Annotated in this window: 14 protein-coding genes, 1 other RNA gene and 2 pseudogenes; 9 read left to right on the forward strand and 8 right to left on the reverse strand. The window is 66.3% G+C overall.

Annotation, left to right across the window (positions count from 1 at the left end):
- Positions 1–269 (forward strand): annotated as a pseudogene (locus tag RCJ92_RS11040) (glyoxalase); the annotation flags it as partial.
- 123 nt (positions 270–392) lie between these two features.
- Positions 393–965, forward strand: a complete 573-nt coding sequence (gene def / locus RCJ92_RS11045; protein ID WP_343832981.1) for a peptide deformylase — start codon at positions 393–395, stop codon at positions 963–965.
- A 102-nt stretch (positions 966–1,067) separates the two neighbouring features.
- Here the strand turns inward: def and pstS are convergent, their stop codons facing one another.
- The 4 genes from pstS to rnpB form a co-directional block, all read right to left on the reverse strand.
- Complete coding sequence (gene pstS, locus RCJ92_RS11050; RefSeq protein WP_446754586.1) at positions 1,068–2,216, reverse strand: phosphate ABC transporter substrate-binding protein PstS; 1,149 nt, start codon at positions 2,214–2,216, stop codon at positions 1,068–1,070.
- Between the two features lie 239 nt (positions 2,217–2,455).
- On the reverse strand, positions 2,456–3,046 hold the full coding sequence (locus tag RCJ92_RS11055; RefSeq protein WP_446754587.1) for a hypothetical protein: 591 nt from the start codon (positions 3,044–3,046) through the stop codon (positions 2,456–2,458).
- A gap of 124 nt (positions 3,047–3,170) precedes the next feature.
- Positions 3,171–4,631: a glyceraldehyde-3-phosphate dehydrogenase gene (locus RCJ92_RS11060; RefSeq protein ID WP_138173856.1), complete on the reverse strand. Its 1,461-nt coding sequence runs from the start codon at positions 4,629–4,631 to the stop codon at positions 3,171–3,173.
- Positions 4,632–4,864: 233 nt separating this feature from the next.
- Positions 4,865–5,225: RNase P RNA component class A (rnpB, locus tag RCJ92_RS11065), an RNA gene on the reverse strand.
- A gap of 130 nt (positions 5,226–5,355) precedes the next feature.
- Between rnpB and RCJ92_RS11070 the strand changes: the two genes are divergently transcribed.
- Positions 5,356–6,153 carry a YaaA family protein gene (locus RCJ92_RS11070; protein ID WP_446754588.1) on the forward strand — a complete coding sequence of 266 codons (798 nt, stop codon included), beginning with the start codon at positions 5,356–5,358 and terminating at the stop codon, positions 6,151–6,153.
- A gap of 10 nt (positions 6,154–6,163) precedes the next feature.
- Here the strand turns inward: RCJ92_RS11070 and RCJ92_RS11075 are convergent, their stop codons facing one another.
- The 3 genes from RCJ92_RS11075 to RCJ92_RS11085 all read right to left on the reverse strand — a co-directional run bounded on the left by RCJ92_RS11075 (position 6,164) and on the right by RCJ92_RS11085 (position 8,077).
- Positions 6,164–6,505: a hypothetical protein gene (locus tag RCJ92_RS11075; protein ID WP_446754589.1), complete on the reverse strand. Its 342-nt coding sequence runs from the start codon at positions 6,503–6,505 to the stop codon at positions 6,164–6,166.
- A gap of 161 nt (positions 6,506–6,666) precedes the next feature.
- Positions 6,667–7,053 (reverse strand): VOC family protein, encoded by a 387-nt coding sequence (locus RCJ92_RS11080; RefSeq protein ID WP_446754590.1) that lies wholly within the window; start codon positions 7,051–7,053, stop codon positions 6,667–6,669.
- Positions 7,054–7,114: 61 nt separating this feature from the next.
- A complete protein-coding gene (locus RCJ92_RS11085) occupies positions 7,115–8,077 on the reverse strand; it encodes a Nif3-like dinuclear metal center hexameric protein (RefSeq protein WP_446754591.1) in 963 nt (320 codons plus the stop codon).
- Positions 8,078–8,209: 132 nt separating this feature from the next.
- Between RCJ92_RS11085 and msrA the strand changes: the two genes are divergently transcribed.
- From msrA to RCJ92_RS11110, 5 genes and pseudogenes are all read left to right on the forward strand, one after another.
- Positions 8,210–8,740 carry a peptide-methionine (S)-S-oxide reductase MsrA gene (msrA, locus tag RCJ92_RS11090; RefSeq protein ID WP_446754596.1) on the forward strand — a complete coding sequence of 177 codons (531 nt, stop codon included), beginning with the start codon at positions 8,210–8,212 and terminating at the stop codon, positions 8,738–8,740.
- A gap of 159 nt (positions 8,741–8,899) precedes the next feature.
- Positions 8,900–9,835 (forward strand): annotated as a pseudogene (gene cysK / locus RCJ92_RS11095) (cysteine synthase A).
- A 148-nt stretch (positions 9,836–9,983) separates the two neighbouring features.
- Positions 9,984–10,568, forward strand: a complete 585-nt coding sequence (epsC, locus tag RCJ92_RS11100; protein ID WP_138173846.1) for a serine O-acetyltransferase EpsC — start codon at positions 9,984–9,986, stop codon at positions 10,566–10,568.
- Between the two features lie 144 nt (positions 10,569–10,712).
- The gene (locus tag RCJ92_RS11105) at positions 10,713–12,974 is read left to right on the forward strand and encodes an ATP-binding cassette domain-containing protein (protein ID WP_446754592.1); all 2,262 of its coding nucleotides are present in this window, start codon (positions 10,713–10,715) and stop codon (positions 12,972–12,974) included.
- A 217-nt stretch (positions 12,975–13,191) separates the two neighbouring features.
- Positions 13,192–13,473 (forward strand): GNAT family N-acetyltransferase, encoded by a 282-nt coding sequence (locus RCJ92_RS11110; RefSeq protein WP_446754593.1) that lies wholly within the window; start codon positions 13,192–13,194, stop codon positions 13,471–13,473.
- 92 nt (positions 13,474–13,565) lie between these two features.
- Here RCJ92_RS11110 and RCJ92_RS11115 read toward each other — a convergent pair whose 3' ends face one another.
- Positions 13,566–14,576, reverse strand: a complete 1,011-nt coding sequence (locus tag RCJ92_RS11115; RefSeq protein ID WP_446754594.1) for an NADP-dependent oxidoreductase — start codon at positions 14,574–14,576, stop codon at positions 13,566–13,568.
- A 168-nt stretch (positions 14,577–14,744) separates the two neighbouring features.
- Here RCJ92_RS11115 and RCJ92_RS11120 point away from each other — a divergent pair, with 168 nt between their 5' ends.
- Entirely contained in the window at positions 14,745–15,323 is a 579-nt protein-coding gene (locus RCJ92_RS11120) for a TetR/AcrR family transcriptional regulator (protein WP_446754595.1), read from the forward strand.
- Positions 15,324–15,335 lie beyond the last annotated feature (12 nt).

Here is a 15,335-nt window from a genome sequence, read left to right on the forward strand (position 1 = left end):
GGCAGCCGTGGTTCTGCTGCTTCGCCGACCAGGGGTTGATCACCACCGAGATCCACCTGGAGGTCGGCGCCCCGGTGCCCGAAGGCAGCGAACACACCGGGCTGCGGCTGGCCGCCCGGGAGGAGCTGACGCTGCTGGCCCACACCCTGGAGCAGGCCGAGGTCCAGGTGGACTGGTCCGAACGGCACAGCTTCGAGGGCTATGAGCGCTTCTTCGTCCAGGACCCGTTCGGCAACCACCTGAAGCTGCTGGCCCCGGCCTATCTGTAGTACCACCGGGGGGTGACGTCCCGCTCACATTTGCCCGCCGGCGCCGCCGCCCAAGTGGCCTGGGCGGGGCAGGCGTGGAATTATGGAGAAGTCATTGACTGGATCTTGGAAGGACCCGAACCAGTGCCCATCCGGCAAATCACCGTCTACGGGGAACCCGTACTTCATCAGCGCGCCGCGGAAGTGACCGTCTTCGACGACGAGTTGCGCGAGCTCGTGGCCGACATGCACACCACCATGGACGCCGCCCACGGGGTAGGCCTGGCCGCCCCGCAGATCGGCATCGGGCTGCGGATCTTTACCTACATCTACGCGGACCAGGACACCGCCCCGGAGCGCGGGGTGCTGATCAACCCGAAGCTGACCCTGTCCAAGGTCTCCCAGGCGGCCCCGGACGTGGATGAGGAGTCCGAGGGATGCCTGTCGGTGCCCGGGCTCTCCTTCCCGCTCAAGCGCGCCGACTACGCGAAGGTGGAGGGCGTGGACGAGTTCGGCAAGCCGGTCTCCTTCGAGGCCCACGGCTGGTTTGCCCGCATCATGCAGCACGAGTTCGACCACCTGGACGGGCTGCTGTACGTGGACAAGCTGGTTCCCAAGTGGGACAAGCGCTGGCTGAAGGCGAAGAAGTCGCTGGGCTGGGGCACCCCGGGCATCACCTGGCTGCCGGGCACCGACGCGGACCCGTTCGGTCACTAGGCCCACCAGGCAAACCCGGCAAGGACCGGGGTCCGTGAAGTTCGTGCTTCACGGACCCCGGTCCTTGTCATTGCGGTGGTGCCTGCGCGCCGTCCGGCAGGTCTAGTCGCGCAGCGTGATCGAGGCGACCGCGTCGCGGGCCTGGCCGGCCAGGTTCTTGGGCATCGGGGCGCTCTTGGCCGACTCGGCCGCCACCTGCTGGCCCTCGTCGCTGACCACGTAGTCGGCGAACGTCTTGACCAGTTCCAGCTGCTTGGCGTCGGTGTAGCTGGAGCACAGGATGAAGTAGGAGACCATCACCAGCGGGTAGGCGCCCTGCGCGGTGGTTGTGCGGTCCAGCGCCAGGGAGATGTCGTGCTCGCCGCGGCCCTCGACCCGTTCGGCCTCCTCCACGGCACGGGCGGCCGCCTCACCGCTGACCTCAACAAACGTCTCCCCCGAGCCGATGGCCGCTTTGCCCAGCGAATCATCGACCAGCGAGTCATCCGCGTAGGTGATGGCGCCCTCGGTGCGGGTCACCGTGGTGACCACCCCGGAGTTGCCCTGGGCCTGCTCCACCCGGGTGCCCGAGGGCCAGGATCCACTCGGGTCGCTCTTCCACTGCTGGGGTGCAGCCTCGTGCAGGTACTCGGTGAAGTTCTCGGTGGTGCCCGAGTCATCCGAACGCACCACCACGGTCATCGGCACGTCCGGGATCTTCACGCCCGGGTTCAGCTTGGCGATGGCCTCATCCTGCCAGCTGGCGATCTGCCCGTTGAAGATCCGTGCCACCGTGGGCGCATCCAGGTTCAGGCTCTGCACCCCGGGCAGGTTGAAGGCCACGGTGATCGGGGAAATGTAGGCCGGGATGTTGATGGCGCCCTGCGGGCCGCAGGTGGCCCGCGACTCGGCTTCCTCCTCATCCTTCAGGTACGCGTCCGAGCCGGCGAATTCGGTGCCGCCGGCCAGCAGGCCGGCGCGCCCGGCGCCGGAGCCCACCGAGGCGTACTGCACCTGCACCTTGGGGTGCAGGGTGGAGAACCCGGTGGTCCAGGCGTTCATGGCCGCGTTCTGTGCGGTGGAGCCGCCCCCGGTGATGGTTCCGGCCAGGGAGGAGGTGTTCTGCTCGGCGGCCTTGCGCTGTTCTTCACCCAGCGGGTAGTCATTCCCGCAGCCGGTGAGCACCAGCGTGCTCAGCGCGAGCAGACTGGTCACGGCCAGTGCGGGGCGGCGGTGGGTGCGGACCGGGTCAGGTGCGGACGTACCTGGCATGGGTGGAACTCCTGGGTTGGGGGAAAGTCGGCCCTCACAGTGGCCATCCTCAATCCTAGGCAACCCCGCTGGGCGTCGGCCACTTTGCCACGGCCCCCACAGCGCCGGGGAGATGCTCACCACCCCCATTCCCGCAGTGACCTGTGCGGCAGCGTTTTGGCGTCAACGGCAGCGACCGCCGGAACCGGGCTTTTTCGGCCCGGTTCCGGCGGTCGCGGTGGGTGCGATGTTTTTGGCGCCTACTTCATGGACTGGACCTGCAGCACCTTGCCGTGCGGGTGGCACTGCTGGACGGCCTTTTCCTGGGTCTCGGTCAGTTCGGCCAGTTCACCGCCAATGGTCACCGGCTGGCCCACGTAGTGGGTGGTGCCATCCAGCTCAACGCCGGGGCGCTGGCGGTTCAGGACCTCGGCCTGTTCCGGCAGGAGCAGCAGGGTCGGCTCGCCCTTGTCCTTCAGGTGCAGGCAGCCGCCGTCGGCGACAATCAGCTTGCCGCTCTGCTCGGTGGCCTTCACATCCTTGAAGTCGGTGTCGGCGATGACCCCGCGCGGCTTCTCCTTGGTCAGGCTCAGCTTGGCCTCATCGGCAGCGGCAGCGGTTTCGCTGGCCGGGGCGTTGGTCTTAGTGCTGGGGCTGGCTTCGGTGCTGGGGGTCGACTCGGCCTGGGTGCTTGGCGCCGCTTCGCTGCTGGCTGCCGGGCTAAAGGGGGCCTGGGACGCGCTGGCGTCGTTGGGCTGCGCGGAGCAGGCGGTCATGCCAGCCAGGCTCAACGCGAGCACTGCCACCATGGGACGGATACGCTTTCGGGTGTCTGCGGCAACTGCTTTCATATTTCCGAGCCTAACAAGTACCGTCAAAAAGTTATCGCTGATCACTGGTGATTAAACGCAGCACCGGGCGCCGAGTACGCAACAATGCGTTCCTGGCGCCCGGCGGTTGGGCTTGCTGCCGGCGCTACTGGGCGGCGACGGCCTCGGCCTTCAGCGCCGGAACGGCGACCGGGTGGGTGCCGGCGATGCTCTCGATCACGCGCACCACCTGGCAGGAGTAGCCGAACTCGTTGTCGTACCAGACGTAGACGACGGCGTTCTTGCCCGAGACGATGGTGGCAAGCCCGTCGACGATGCCGGCGCGGCGGGAGCCGACGAAGTCGGTGGACACCACTTCCGGGGAGTCGATGTAGTCGATCTGCTTGTGCAGGTCGCTGGTCAGCGAGGTCTCACGCAGGTACGCGTTCAGCTCGTCCTTGGTGGTCTCCTGCTCCAGGTTCAGGTTCAGGATTGCCATGGACACATCCGGGGTGGGGACGCGGATGGCGTTGCCGGTCAGCTTGCCGGCGAACTCCGGCAGGGCCTTGGCCACGGCCTTGGCGGCCCCGGTCTCGGTGATGACCATGTTCAGCGCTGCTGAGCGGCCGCGGCGCTCACCCTTGTGGAAGTTGTCGATCAGGTTCTGGTCGTTGGTGAACGAGTGAACGGTTTCGACGTGGCCGTGCTCGACGCCGAACTTGTCGTTCAGGGCCTTGAGCACCGGGGTGATGGCGTTGGTGGTGCAGGAGGCGGCCGAGAGGATGGTGTCCTCGGCACCGATCCACGAATCGTTGATGCCGTGCACGATGTTCTTCACATCGCCCTTGCCCGGGGCGGTGAGCAGCACGCGGGAGACGCCCTTGGCCTTCAGGTGCTGGCCCAGGCCCTCCTCGTCGCGCCAGCGGCCGGTGTTGTCCACCACGATGGCGTTGTCGATGCCGTACTCGGTGTAGTCCACCGAGGCCGGGTCATTCGAGTAGATGACCTGGATCAGGGTGCCGTTGGCCAGGATGGTGTTGTTTTCCTCGTCCACGGTGATCGAGCCGTCGAACTTGCCGTGCACCGAGTCGCGGCGCAGCAGGCTGGCGCGCTTCTGCAGGTCGTTCTCGGCGCCCTTGCGCACCACAATGGCGCGCAGGCGCAGCCCGTAGCCGCCGCGTTCGATCAGGATGCGGGCCAGCAGGCGGCCGATGCGGCCAAAGCCGTAGAGGACGACGTCCTGCGGCTCGGCGTCGGTGGCGCCGGCCTGGCCGACCTTTTCGCCTAGTTCCTCGCTCAGGAAGGACTTCAGATCGGTGGCGCCGGATTCGGTGAACTTCTTGTTCAGGCGGCCCAGGTCAACGGACACGGCCCCCACGTTCAGCTCATCGATGGCTTCGAGGATCGGCATGGTCGCGGTCAGAGCCAGCTCTTCGCCATCAATGCGACGCACCAGGCGGTGGGCCTTGATGATGTCAATGGCGGACTGGTTGATCAGCTTGCGGCCGTAGATGGAGGTCACCACATTGTTCTTGCGGTAAAGACGTCCGATCAGCGGAATCATGGCCTCGGCGAGCTCTTCGCGCCCGCTCCAATCTTCCTGGGCAACGACAGACTGCTGGGTCACAGAAAATCCCTTCCAATTTCAGCCGACTTCCGGATCCTCAAAGTCGGTTGGCACCGTGAGAAGCACCATTGCATTTACGGTGGCACGGGGTTTCAGGATCATTCCCCGTTGAATACACATCCATCATAAACGTTTGGTGAACCGGTGCGGAATGTGACCCTGTGAGACCTGTCACCCAGCCGGAGGGCAGCGGTCGGCAAAACATCGGATAACGGCGGAGGCAGGAGGAGGGGTGAATGGGATGACCGATACGCCGGGTTCTGTTCCGCCTGCATGAGGCGGCGACGACCATCTATCTACGGCTGCCGTTGCCGACAGCCTCTAGCGGTCCACCCAACTGCTGGGGCGAACAGCCCTCATAACGCAGTCTGTCTGACCTTGCTCCGAGTGGGGTTTACCTAGCCGTCCCGGTCACCCGGGACGCTGGTGGTCTCTTACACCACCCTTTCACCCTTACCAGGAAGACCTGGCGGTTTACTTTCTGTGGCACTGGCCTGCGGGTTACCCCGAGTGGGCGTTACCCACCACCCTGTTCTGTGGAGCCCGGACGTTCCTCGGGCCGCTGATGCGGCACGCGGTCGCCTGGTCATCCCATTCGCCCCTCATTCTACGCGCTGCACCGGCAACCACGGCAATCAGCGGGCTACCGAAAGGGATCATGGCGCTTGCAGGCCGCCTTCACCCGATGGGCGTTGGGGCGTGGACTGCTAGTACGCTGGAAGGCGTGCTGATTCTGTTGCCCCCTTCCGAAGGTAAGACCGCCCACGCGAGCGGTGACCCATTTGAGATGTCCGCGCTCTCCTTCCCCCAGCTGGGCGAGGCGCGCGGTGAGGTGCTGGCGGCGCTGCGCACGGTGTCGGCCGCCGAGGACGCCATGCAGGTGCTGGGCGTCGGGGCATCGCTGGCCGAGGAAGTGGCACGCAACATCACCCTGCACCGTGAACCGGCGGGGCAGGCCCATGACGTGTACTCCGGCGTGCTCTTCGAGGCCCTGGGGTATTCCACGCTGGATGCCGCCGCGCAGCGGCGGGCCGATGAGTCCATCGTGGTGGTCTCCGCGCTGTGGGGTGCCGTGGGTTTCGCCGACCGGATCCCGCCCTACCGGCTCTCGATGGGCGTGAAGCTCGAGCCGGTGGGCAAGCTGGCCAGCTGGTGGAAGAAGCGCCTGACCCCGGTGCTGGACGCGCGCGCTGGGGATCAGCTGATCGTGGATGCGCGCTCGAGCACCTACGCTGCCGCCTATAAGCCGTCCAACGGCAACAGCGTGGCGGTCAACGTTTTCCAGCTGCGCAACGGGACGCCGAAGGTGGTGTCGCACTTCGCCAAGCACACCCGCGGTGAGGTCGCCCGCTTCCTGGTGGAACAGGAAACCGAGCCGGCCAACGCGCAGGAGCTGCTGGATTTGGCCAACACGCGGTGGGACGCGAGCCTGTCGGAGGACAAGAAGGGGCTGGCCCTGAATATCGTGCTGGCCGAGGACCACCAGTTCACGTCCCCGGCGAAGGCGACCGCCGGGGTGTAGCCCGGCCGAACTACTGCAGTTCGTCGGAATCGCTGGGGTGCGCAGCATCCCGCCGAATGGTTTCAGGCTCCGCACCCGATTCGTGAGTCGACTGCTTGTCGCTGGCCTCCTGGCGCCCCATCCAGTGCAGCGCCACTCCGATCGCGGTCAGCGTGGCGCCAAACGGGGTCAGGAACGACTGGGCGAACAAGAGGATCGCGCCCAACGTGTAGGTGATCAGCGGGTCATTGCTGTTCGGGCCAATGTTGAGCGCGACCGGCTGGAAGATGACCGGGGCAATGACGCTAAGCAGGATCCCGAGCACCACGGCGCCCAGTCCCACGACGATGAGCTTCTTGTGGATTGCCTTCATCGTTGGATGCCCCCTGCCGGTGCTTTCATTCGGCACCGCCTGGGTGCGGCGCCGAATATCGTTGACCTTCAACCTAGGCCACTTGGCGCCATCTGACAAGGGATGTTTCCCTGTTCGGCCGCTGCTTGGCTCCCATGGCCATGCCGCCGCCCGGCGGGAATCTACCGGGGATCCTGTGCCACGAGTTCAACTTCGAAGCCCGCCGCGTCCTCCAGGTAGGCGGCGCGGTGCTCGCTGCCCCCGGCGAACGGGTGCCGGTCGGCGAAGAGCAGCGTGAACCCGTGTTTCAACGCATCCTCGGTGACCTGATTGAACTCGGCGGCCGGAACGCTCAACGCCAGATGGTTCATCCCCGCAGCGCACCGCTGGTGCCGGCCGGGGAGCACGTCCGGCCCGGACTCCACCACGATGTAGAACCCGTCCCGGCCGTAGCTCACCCCGTGCGCCCACTCGTCCAGCACGGTGCAGCCCAGTCGCTGCAGCAGCCATCCCAAGCTGGCCTTTGACTGCTGAAGGTCCGCGACCCACAACTCCAGGTGATGCAGCACGGGTGCTCCAGCTCGTCGAGGGAAAGGGAATGATCAAGGGTTGAGAAAAGCTTGCCACACCCTACGGCGTGAGCACGAAATCCCACGGGTCGGTGTTGATTTGGGAGACTTCCACCTCGATGGCAAAGCCCAGGTCCCGCAACACGTTCTGCAGGGCACGGGCCGCGGCGGAGAGCCACACCCACTCCGAGGCGAAGTGGGAGACGTCAACCAGGTAGGGGTGCGAATCCCCGGCTGCTTCGCGGGCCTCGCTGGCCGGGTGGTGACGCAAATCGGCGGTGACGTACACGTCGGCGTCATGGGAACGCACCGCGTCGAACAGCGAGTCCCCGGCTCCGCCGCACAGCGCGATCTTGCGCACGATGGCGTTGCGGTCCCCGGCCACCCGCACCCCGCCGGCCACGGCCGGCAGCACGGTGTAGACCCGTTCGGCGAAGTCCTGCAGGGTCATGGTCTTTTCCAGGTAGCCGACCCGGCCCAGGCCCTCCTCGGGCAGCCCGTCCTTGGAGACGACCAGCGGCACACAGTCGCTGAGCCCGAACGCGTCGGCCAGGGCGTCGTTCACTCCCCCGATGGCGCTGTCCGCATTGGTGTGGGCGGTCAGCAGCGCGCACCCGGATTCGATCAGCCGGGTGATGGCCTCGCCCTTGAAGCTGGTGCCGGCCACCTGGTTGACGGGCTTGAGCAGCAGCGGGTGGTGGGTGATCAGCAGGTCCGCGCCGCGCTCGATCGCGTCCTCGATGACCTGAAGGGTGGGATCCACGGCGAAGACGACCTTCTTGACGCTGGCGGTGGTGCGCCCGGCGACCAGGCCCACGGCGTCCCAGGCCTCGGCCAGCGACTGCGGCCACAGCTCCTCGGCGGCCTCCAGCACGGTGCCCACGCTGGGCACGGCAGACTCGGCGCCCGCGGCTGCCGCACCGCCGGCCGCGGCCGGGGATTCGGGGTTCCTGGCAGCCTGATCCTGCTTTGTTGCCTCGGTCTTGCGCGCATCGCCGACCGGGTTGTTCACCTTGCTCTGCATACCTCTAGCCTACGCGGTGGGCCGGGAACGGGAACAGAATGCAACGCCGTGGTGTTGGCTATGGATGTGAGTTCACAAACCAAAACCCAAGCCCATCATTTCGAGCCGACCAGTGAGATTGATGGCCGTACGCTGCGCACCTTCGTGCTGGCCGGCGGCTGCTTCTGGTGTCTAGACGCCGTCTACCAGCGCACCCGCGGGGTGCATTCGGTGATCTCCGGCTACACCGGCGGGAACACCTCGCACCCGGACTACCACCAGGTGTGCACCGGGATGACCGGTCACGCCGAGGCCGTGGCGGTGACCTTCGACGAGTCCGTGGTGCCGGCCGAGGTCATCCTGGACATGTTCTTCACCCTGCACGACCCCACCACCCTGAACCGGCAGGGCTACGACGTGGGCACCCAGTACCGCAGCGCCATGTTCCCGCTGGATGACGCCCAGCGCCAGGACTATGAGCGGGCGATCGCGAAGTTCGCCGAGCTCTACCCGGATCCGATCGTGACCACCATGGAGCAGCCGGCCGACTTCTGGGTGGCCGAGGACATCCACCAGGACTATTACACCCAGTACTCCCAGGCCGGGTATTGCCGGGTCATAATCGACCCAAAGCTGGCAAAGGTAAAGAAAAATTACGGTTCGTGGCTTAACAACGAGTCGTAATTGGCGCGAGAACTACCCTAGAGAGGGAAAGCTTTTCTCGGCACCGTGCCCTTGAGCGCAAGGGGCGGGCCGAAGCACAACTCGTTCTTCCGGATCCGTGCGCGGACCCGGAGCAAGCTAGCGATCACAGCCAACCGATACAGCGAAGGAACCAACACGATGGGCAAAATCTACAACAACGTCACCGAGGTCGTCGGCGGAACCCCGCTGGTGAAGCTCAACCGGCTGGATGAGGGGCTGCCGGGCAACGTTGCGGTGAAGCTGGAGTTCTACAACCCGGCCAACTCGGTCAAGGACCGCATCGGTGTGGCGATTGTGGACGCCGCCGAGGCCTCGGGCGCACTGAAGCCCGGGGGCACCATCGTGGAGGGCACCTCCGGGAACACCGGCATCGCCCTGGCCATGGTCGGCGCGGCCCGCGGCTACAAGGTGGTGCTGACCATGCCCGAGACCATGAGCACCGAGCGCCGCGTGATGCTGCGCGCCTTCGGCGCCGAGATCGTGCTGACCCCGGGCGCCGACGGCATGCGCGGCGCGGTGGAGAAGGCCAAGGAGATCGTGGCCACCACCGAGAACGCGATCTGGGCCCAGCAGTTCGCCAATGAGGCCAACCCGAAGATCCACCACGACACCACCGGCCCGGAAATCTGAGAAGACACCGAGGGCAAGGTGGACGTGCTGGTTTCCGGCATCGGCACCGGCGGCACCATCACCGGCGCCGGACGCTACCTGAAGGAAAAGAACGCCGAGGTGAAGATCGTGGCGGTGGAGCCCAAGGACTCCCCGATCCTCAACGGCGGCAAGCCCGGCCCGCACAAGATCCAGGGCCTGGGCGCGAACTTCATCCCCGAGGTGCTGGACACCGAACTGTACGACGAGGTGCTGGACGCCCCGATCGAGGAATCGGTCTCCGTGGCCCGCGCGCTGGGCGTGAAGGAAGGGATCCTGGGCGGCATCTCCGCCGGCGCCGCCGTGTGGGGCGCCCTGCAGGTGGCCGCCCGTGAGGAGAACGCCGACAAGTTGATCGTGGCGGTGGTCCCGGACTTCGGCGAACGCTACATCTCGACCCTGCTCTTTGACGACATTCGCGGCTAGTTTCCGCGGATTGTGATGGCTGGCGAATAAATCGGCGTGCCGTGCGGTTGGACTGGATAGACCCGCCCCGGCGCGCCGATTTGTCGTGTGACCTCCCGTAATGGGACACGATGGCACGTCGCCAGCCCTTGACCCCTAAGGTGAACACATGAGTTTTATCTCCCGGCTACGGGAAGACCTGGCCACTGCCCGCACCCACGACCCGGCCACGCGCAGCGACACCGAGAACTTCTTCGCCGCCTCGGGGCTGCACGCGATCTGGATGCACCGAATCGCGCACCGGATGTGGCAGAACCCGTCCCTGCGCTTTGCCGCGCGGATGCTCTCGCAGCTGAACCGGGCAGTCACCGGCATTGAGATCCACCCCGGAGCCACCATCGGGCGGCGCTTCTTCATCGACCACGGCATGGGGGTGGTGATCGGTGAGACCGCCGAGGTGGGCGACGATGTGATGCTCTACCACGGGGTGACCCTGGGCGGGCGTTCGCTGGCCAAGGTCAAGCGCCACCCGACGATCGGCAACCGGGTGGTGGTCGGGGCCGGGGCGAAGATCCTGGGTCCGATCGTGATCGGGGATGACTCGGCGGTGGGCGCGAACGCCGTGGTCGTCAAGGACGCCCCAGCCGGTTCGATTGTCACCGGCATCCCGGCGCGCAACCGCCCGCGCTCCCCGGAGGAGCGCAAACCGGCGGTGGACCCGGCCGAATACATTGACCCGGCCATGTGGATTTAGTTCCCTACCCGCCCCAGGGGCCCGCAGCACCATCCCGGTGCCGCGGGCCCCTGCCTGCCTTATGGCCCCCGGTGAACAACACCAGTGGCGGATGGGCAAGAATCAAGAAGTCGACGGGCCCGACGATTCAGTAAGCTGAAGTCCATGAGCCAGCATGCAGCAGACACCCATGACATGATCCGTGTGCGCCAGGCGCGGGAGAACAACCTGCAGGGCGTGGACGCCGACATTCCCAAGCGCCGGATCACCGCCTTCACCGGGGTCTCCGGCTCAGGCAAGTCCTCCCTGGTCTTTGGCACCATCGCCGCCGAATCGCAGCGGCTGATCAACGAAACCTATACCGCGTTCATCCAGACGTTCATGCCCTCCATGCCCCGCCCCGACGTGGAGGTGCTGCAGAACCTGACCGCGGCGATCGTGGTGGACCAGGAACGCATGGGCGCGAACTCCCGCTCCACGGTGGGCACCGCCACCGACGCCTACTCGCTGCTGCGCGTGCTCTACTCCCGCTACTCCACCCCCAGCGCCGGCGGGGCCGGGGCATACTCCTTCAACCTGGGCGAGGGGGCGTGCAGCGCCTGCGAGGGGTTCGGCACCGAGGCGAGCATTGACCTGGACGAGCTGCTGGACTGGGACAAGACCCTGAACGAGGGGGCGATCAACGCCCCGAACTTCGCCCCCGGCGCCTGGCTGTGGCAGACCCTGACCGCCGGCACCGAGGCGGACCTGGATGTGAAGCTCAAGGACATGCCCGCACCGATGCTGGAGCGGCTGCTCTACGAGGAGCCGGGCAAGGTGAAGCTGAACGGGGCGAACATGAGCTACTCCGGGCTGATTACCCGGATCAAGAACAACTACATCCACTCCGGGCGGGAGATCAAGCAGGCGCACATCCGCGATTGGATCGCGCGGATCTCCACTACCGCCCCGTGCAGCATCTGCGGCGGCGCCCGGCTGGGCGAAAAGGCCCGGGCCTCGAAGATCGACGGGTACGGGATCGCGCAGCTAAGCGCCTTGCAGGTCTCGGATTTGATCCCGGTACTGGATCAGCTGCAGATCCCCGACGCCGCTCCCCTGCTGGGCAACCTGAAGGCCGTGCTGCAATCCATGGTGCAGATCGGGTTGGGCTACATTTCCCTGGACCGCCCCGCCGGCACCCTGTCCGGCGGGGAGGCGCAGCGGGTGAAGATGATCCGCCACCTGGGCAGCGCCCTGTCCGATGTCACCTACGTCTTTGATGAACCCACGGTGGGCCTGCACCCGCACGACATCCAGCGGATGAACCGCCTGCTGGCGGACCTGCGCGACAAGGGCAACACGGTGCTGGTGGTGGAGCACAAGCCGGAGGTCATCAAGATCGCCGACCACGTCATCGACCTGGGCCCGGGGGCCGGCATCCGCGGCGGGCAGGTCACCTATGCCGGGGATGTGCCCGGGTTGTTGGCCAGCGACACCCTCACCGGTCAGCACTTCTCCGCCACCGTGCCGCTGAAGCAGCAGGTGCGCCCTGGCCGGGACCCGCTGCAGATCCGCGGGGCGAACACCCACAACCTGAAGAACGTGGACGTGGACATCCCCCGCGGGGTGCTGTGCGCGGTGACCGGGGTCGCCGGGTCCGGCAAGTCCACACTGATCCACACCACGATTTCCAAGCGCGAGGACGTGGCGGTGGTGGACCAGTCAGCGATCCGCGGCTCCCGGCGCTCGAACCCGGCCACCTACACCGGGGTGCTGGATCCGATCCGTGCCGCGTTCGCCAAGGCCAACGGCGTCAAGGCCGCCCTGTTCAGCGCGAACTCCGAGGGCGCCTGCCCGAACTGCAACGGGGTGGGCTACACCTACACCGACTTGGTCTCCATGGCCGGGGTGCCGCTGCTGTGCGAGGTCTGCGAGGGCAAGCGCTATACCGCCCAGGTGCTGGACTACCGGCTGGACGGGCTGAACATCACCGAGGTGCTCGAGCTGAGCATCGAACAGGCCCAGCAGCAGCTGAAGGTCCCCAAGGCCAAGGCCATGCTGCAGCGGCTGAACCAGGTGGGCTTGGGCTACCTGAAGCTGGGCCAGCCGCTGAACACGCTCTCCGGCGGGGAACGCCAACGCCTGAAGCTGGCCATCAACCTGGGCAAGGGGGCCGGCACCTATGTGCTGGATGAACCCACCACCGGGCTGCACATGGCGGACGTGGACAAGTTGCTGGCTCTGCTGGATCAGATGGTGGACGAGGGCAACACGGTCATCGTGATCGAACACCACCTGGCCGTCATCGCCCACGCCGACTGGGTCATTGACCTGGGCCCGGGCGCCGGGCATGAGGGCGGAAGCATAGTCTTTGAAGGCTCCCCGCGTCAGCTGACTGAAGCGGAAACCCTCACCGGTGAGCACCTGGCCCGCTACGTGGGCGGCTGAGCATGGACTTCACGCTGCGCACCCCCGGTCCCTGACGATGCGGCCGAGCTGGCGGCACTGCATGTGACCACCTGGAAACAGGCTTACGGGCACCTGCTACCCAGCGGCTTCTTCACCCACGCCCACGCCGAGGGGCGGCGCGCCCTGGGGGGACCGTCTGCTCGCCGATGAGGACCCCACCCTGCGCCGCGTGGTGGCCGAACGCCAGGGACAAATTGTGAGATTCGCGCTCGCCGGGACCCCGCTGCCGGCCGAGGGGTCCGCTCCCGTGCGGGGGCTGCAGTTGTTCAGCCTCTATGTGCTGGCTAGCGAATACGGGCAGGGTGTGGGCCGGGAGCTGCTCGAGGCGGCACTGGGCAGCGAACCGGCCCTGTTGTGGGTGGCCGATGAGAACCCGCGGGCGATCGCGTTCTATCGCAGGCACGGCTTCGAATTCGATGGCGCGGCAATCCAGGACCCCCGCATCCCGGGGAGCACCGATCTGCGGATGGTGCGCTAGAAAACGGTTAACCACCAAAGGTGGGGGAACCGGCCCCAGAGGCCCGGCTCCCCCACCTTTGCTCGACGACCGAACGCTGGCGGGAGGGATGGCTAGATGCGCACCAGCATCTTGCCGATGTTCGCGCCCTTCATCATGTTCACGAAGGCATCCACGGTGTTCTCGATGCCGTCCACGATGGTCTCGTCGTAGACAATCTTCCCGTCGGCGAACCACTGGCTCATCTGCTCGTTGAAGTCACCGGCGGCGTAGAGGTAGTTGCCCAGGGTGAAGCCCTGCATCTTCAGTCCGCGGGTGACCATGTTTGACATGTTCTTCGGTCCCGCGGGTGCCTCGGTGGAGTTGTAGCTGGAAATCGCGCCGCACAGCGCGGCCCGTCCCCCGTCGTTGAATTCGGCCAGTGCCGCCTCAAGGTGCTCGCCGCCGACGTTGTCGTAGAACACGTCGATGCCTTCCGGGGCGGCCTCGGCCAGCTGGCCGCGCACATCCCCGTCCTTGTAGTTGAAGGCCGCGTCGTAGCCGTACTTTTCGGTCAGCAGCTTGATCTTCTCGGGGCTGCCGGCCGAACCGATGACCCGCTTGGCGCCCATCAGCTTGGCAATCTGCCCGGCGGCGGTGCCCACCGCGCCGGCGGCGCCGGAGATGAACACGGTCTCGCCTTCCTTCAGCCCGGCGATCTCCTTCAGGCCCACGAAGGCGGTCATCCCGGTCATGCCCAGGATGTGCAGCCGCACCGAGTTCGGCACCCCGTCGATCTCGGGCACCTTCTTGAAGGTCTTCGCATCGGCCTGGATGCCGTCGGACCATCCGTGCTGGTGGGTGACCAGGCTGCCCTCGGGCAGTTCTTCGGAGGTGGATTCAACGACCCGGCCCACGGCCCCGCCGGTGATGCGCTCGCCCACCTCGTAGGGGGCCACGTAGGAACGGGCATTGCTCATGCGCCCACGCATATAGGGGTCCACGGAGATGAACTCGTTGCGCACGCGCACCTGGTTCTCCCCCAGGGGCGGATTCTCGACGGTGGCGAAGTCAAAGTTCTCTTCAGTGGGCCAGCCGGTGGGGCGGGAGGCAAGACGGATTTCGGTGGTCTTGAAGTCGGTCATGGGATGGTGAACCTTTCGTCGCGGGGATTGCAGGTCGAGTGGCGGTTTATCAACCGGCGGATGACTTGGAGCCACGGTGAGCTTGCTCGTCACACCCGCCACCACTAATTGTAACGGTCATTCCAATATATACTGGAATGGTCGTTACGAAAAGACTGGAGGAACGTGATGGCCAGAACACTAGCCTTTGACCGGACCCGGGTGGCGCAGCAGGCCCGCGCCGTGTTCTGGTCGCGCGGCTATGAGGCGGCCTCCATTCCCGAGCTCGAGCAGGCCACCGGGCTCAGCCGCTCCAGCATCTACAACTCCTTTGGCTCCAAGCGCGGGTTGTTCGCCGCCGCCGTGGACAGCTATCTGGAGGAGATTGTGCGCCCACGCCTGCGTCCGCTTCGCGAACCCAGCGTGCAGCCGGGCGCGCTGAAAACCTACCTTGGGGACCTGGCCGAGACCTTCGCCAACCCGGGCTCGGTTACCGCGGCGAATGGGTGCCTGCTGATCAATTCGGCCAACGCCCCGATCGCCAGTGATGAACAGGTTGCAGAAATCATTGCCAGCTACCGCAGTGAATTGCATGCCGCGCTGGCCCGCGGCGTGCAGGCCGCCCTGCCCGACGCCGCGCCGCACCGCCAGGAGGTGCTCGCCGAGACGCTCACCGGCCTGGTGGTGGCCGCCTTCGCCCTGGCCCGGATTGTTCCGGGCGAAGCGGCGCAGCTGCTGCGCAACGGGGTGGAATTACTCGAGTCCTGATCCCCCGGCACC

This window comes from Glutamicibacter sp. BSL13, assembly GCF_052928425.1.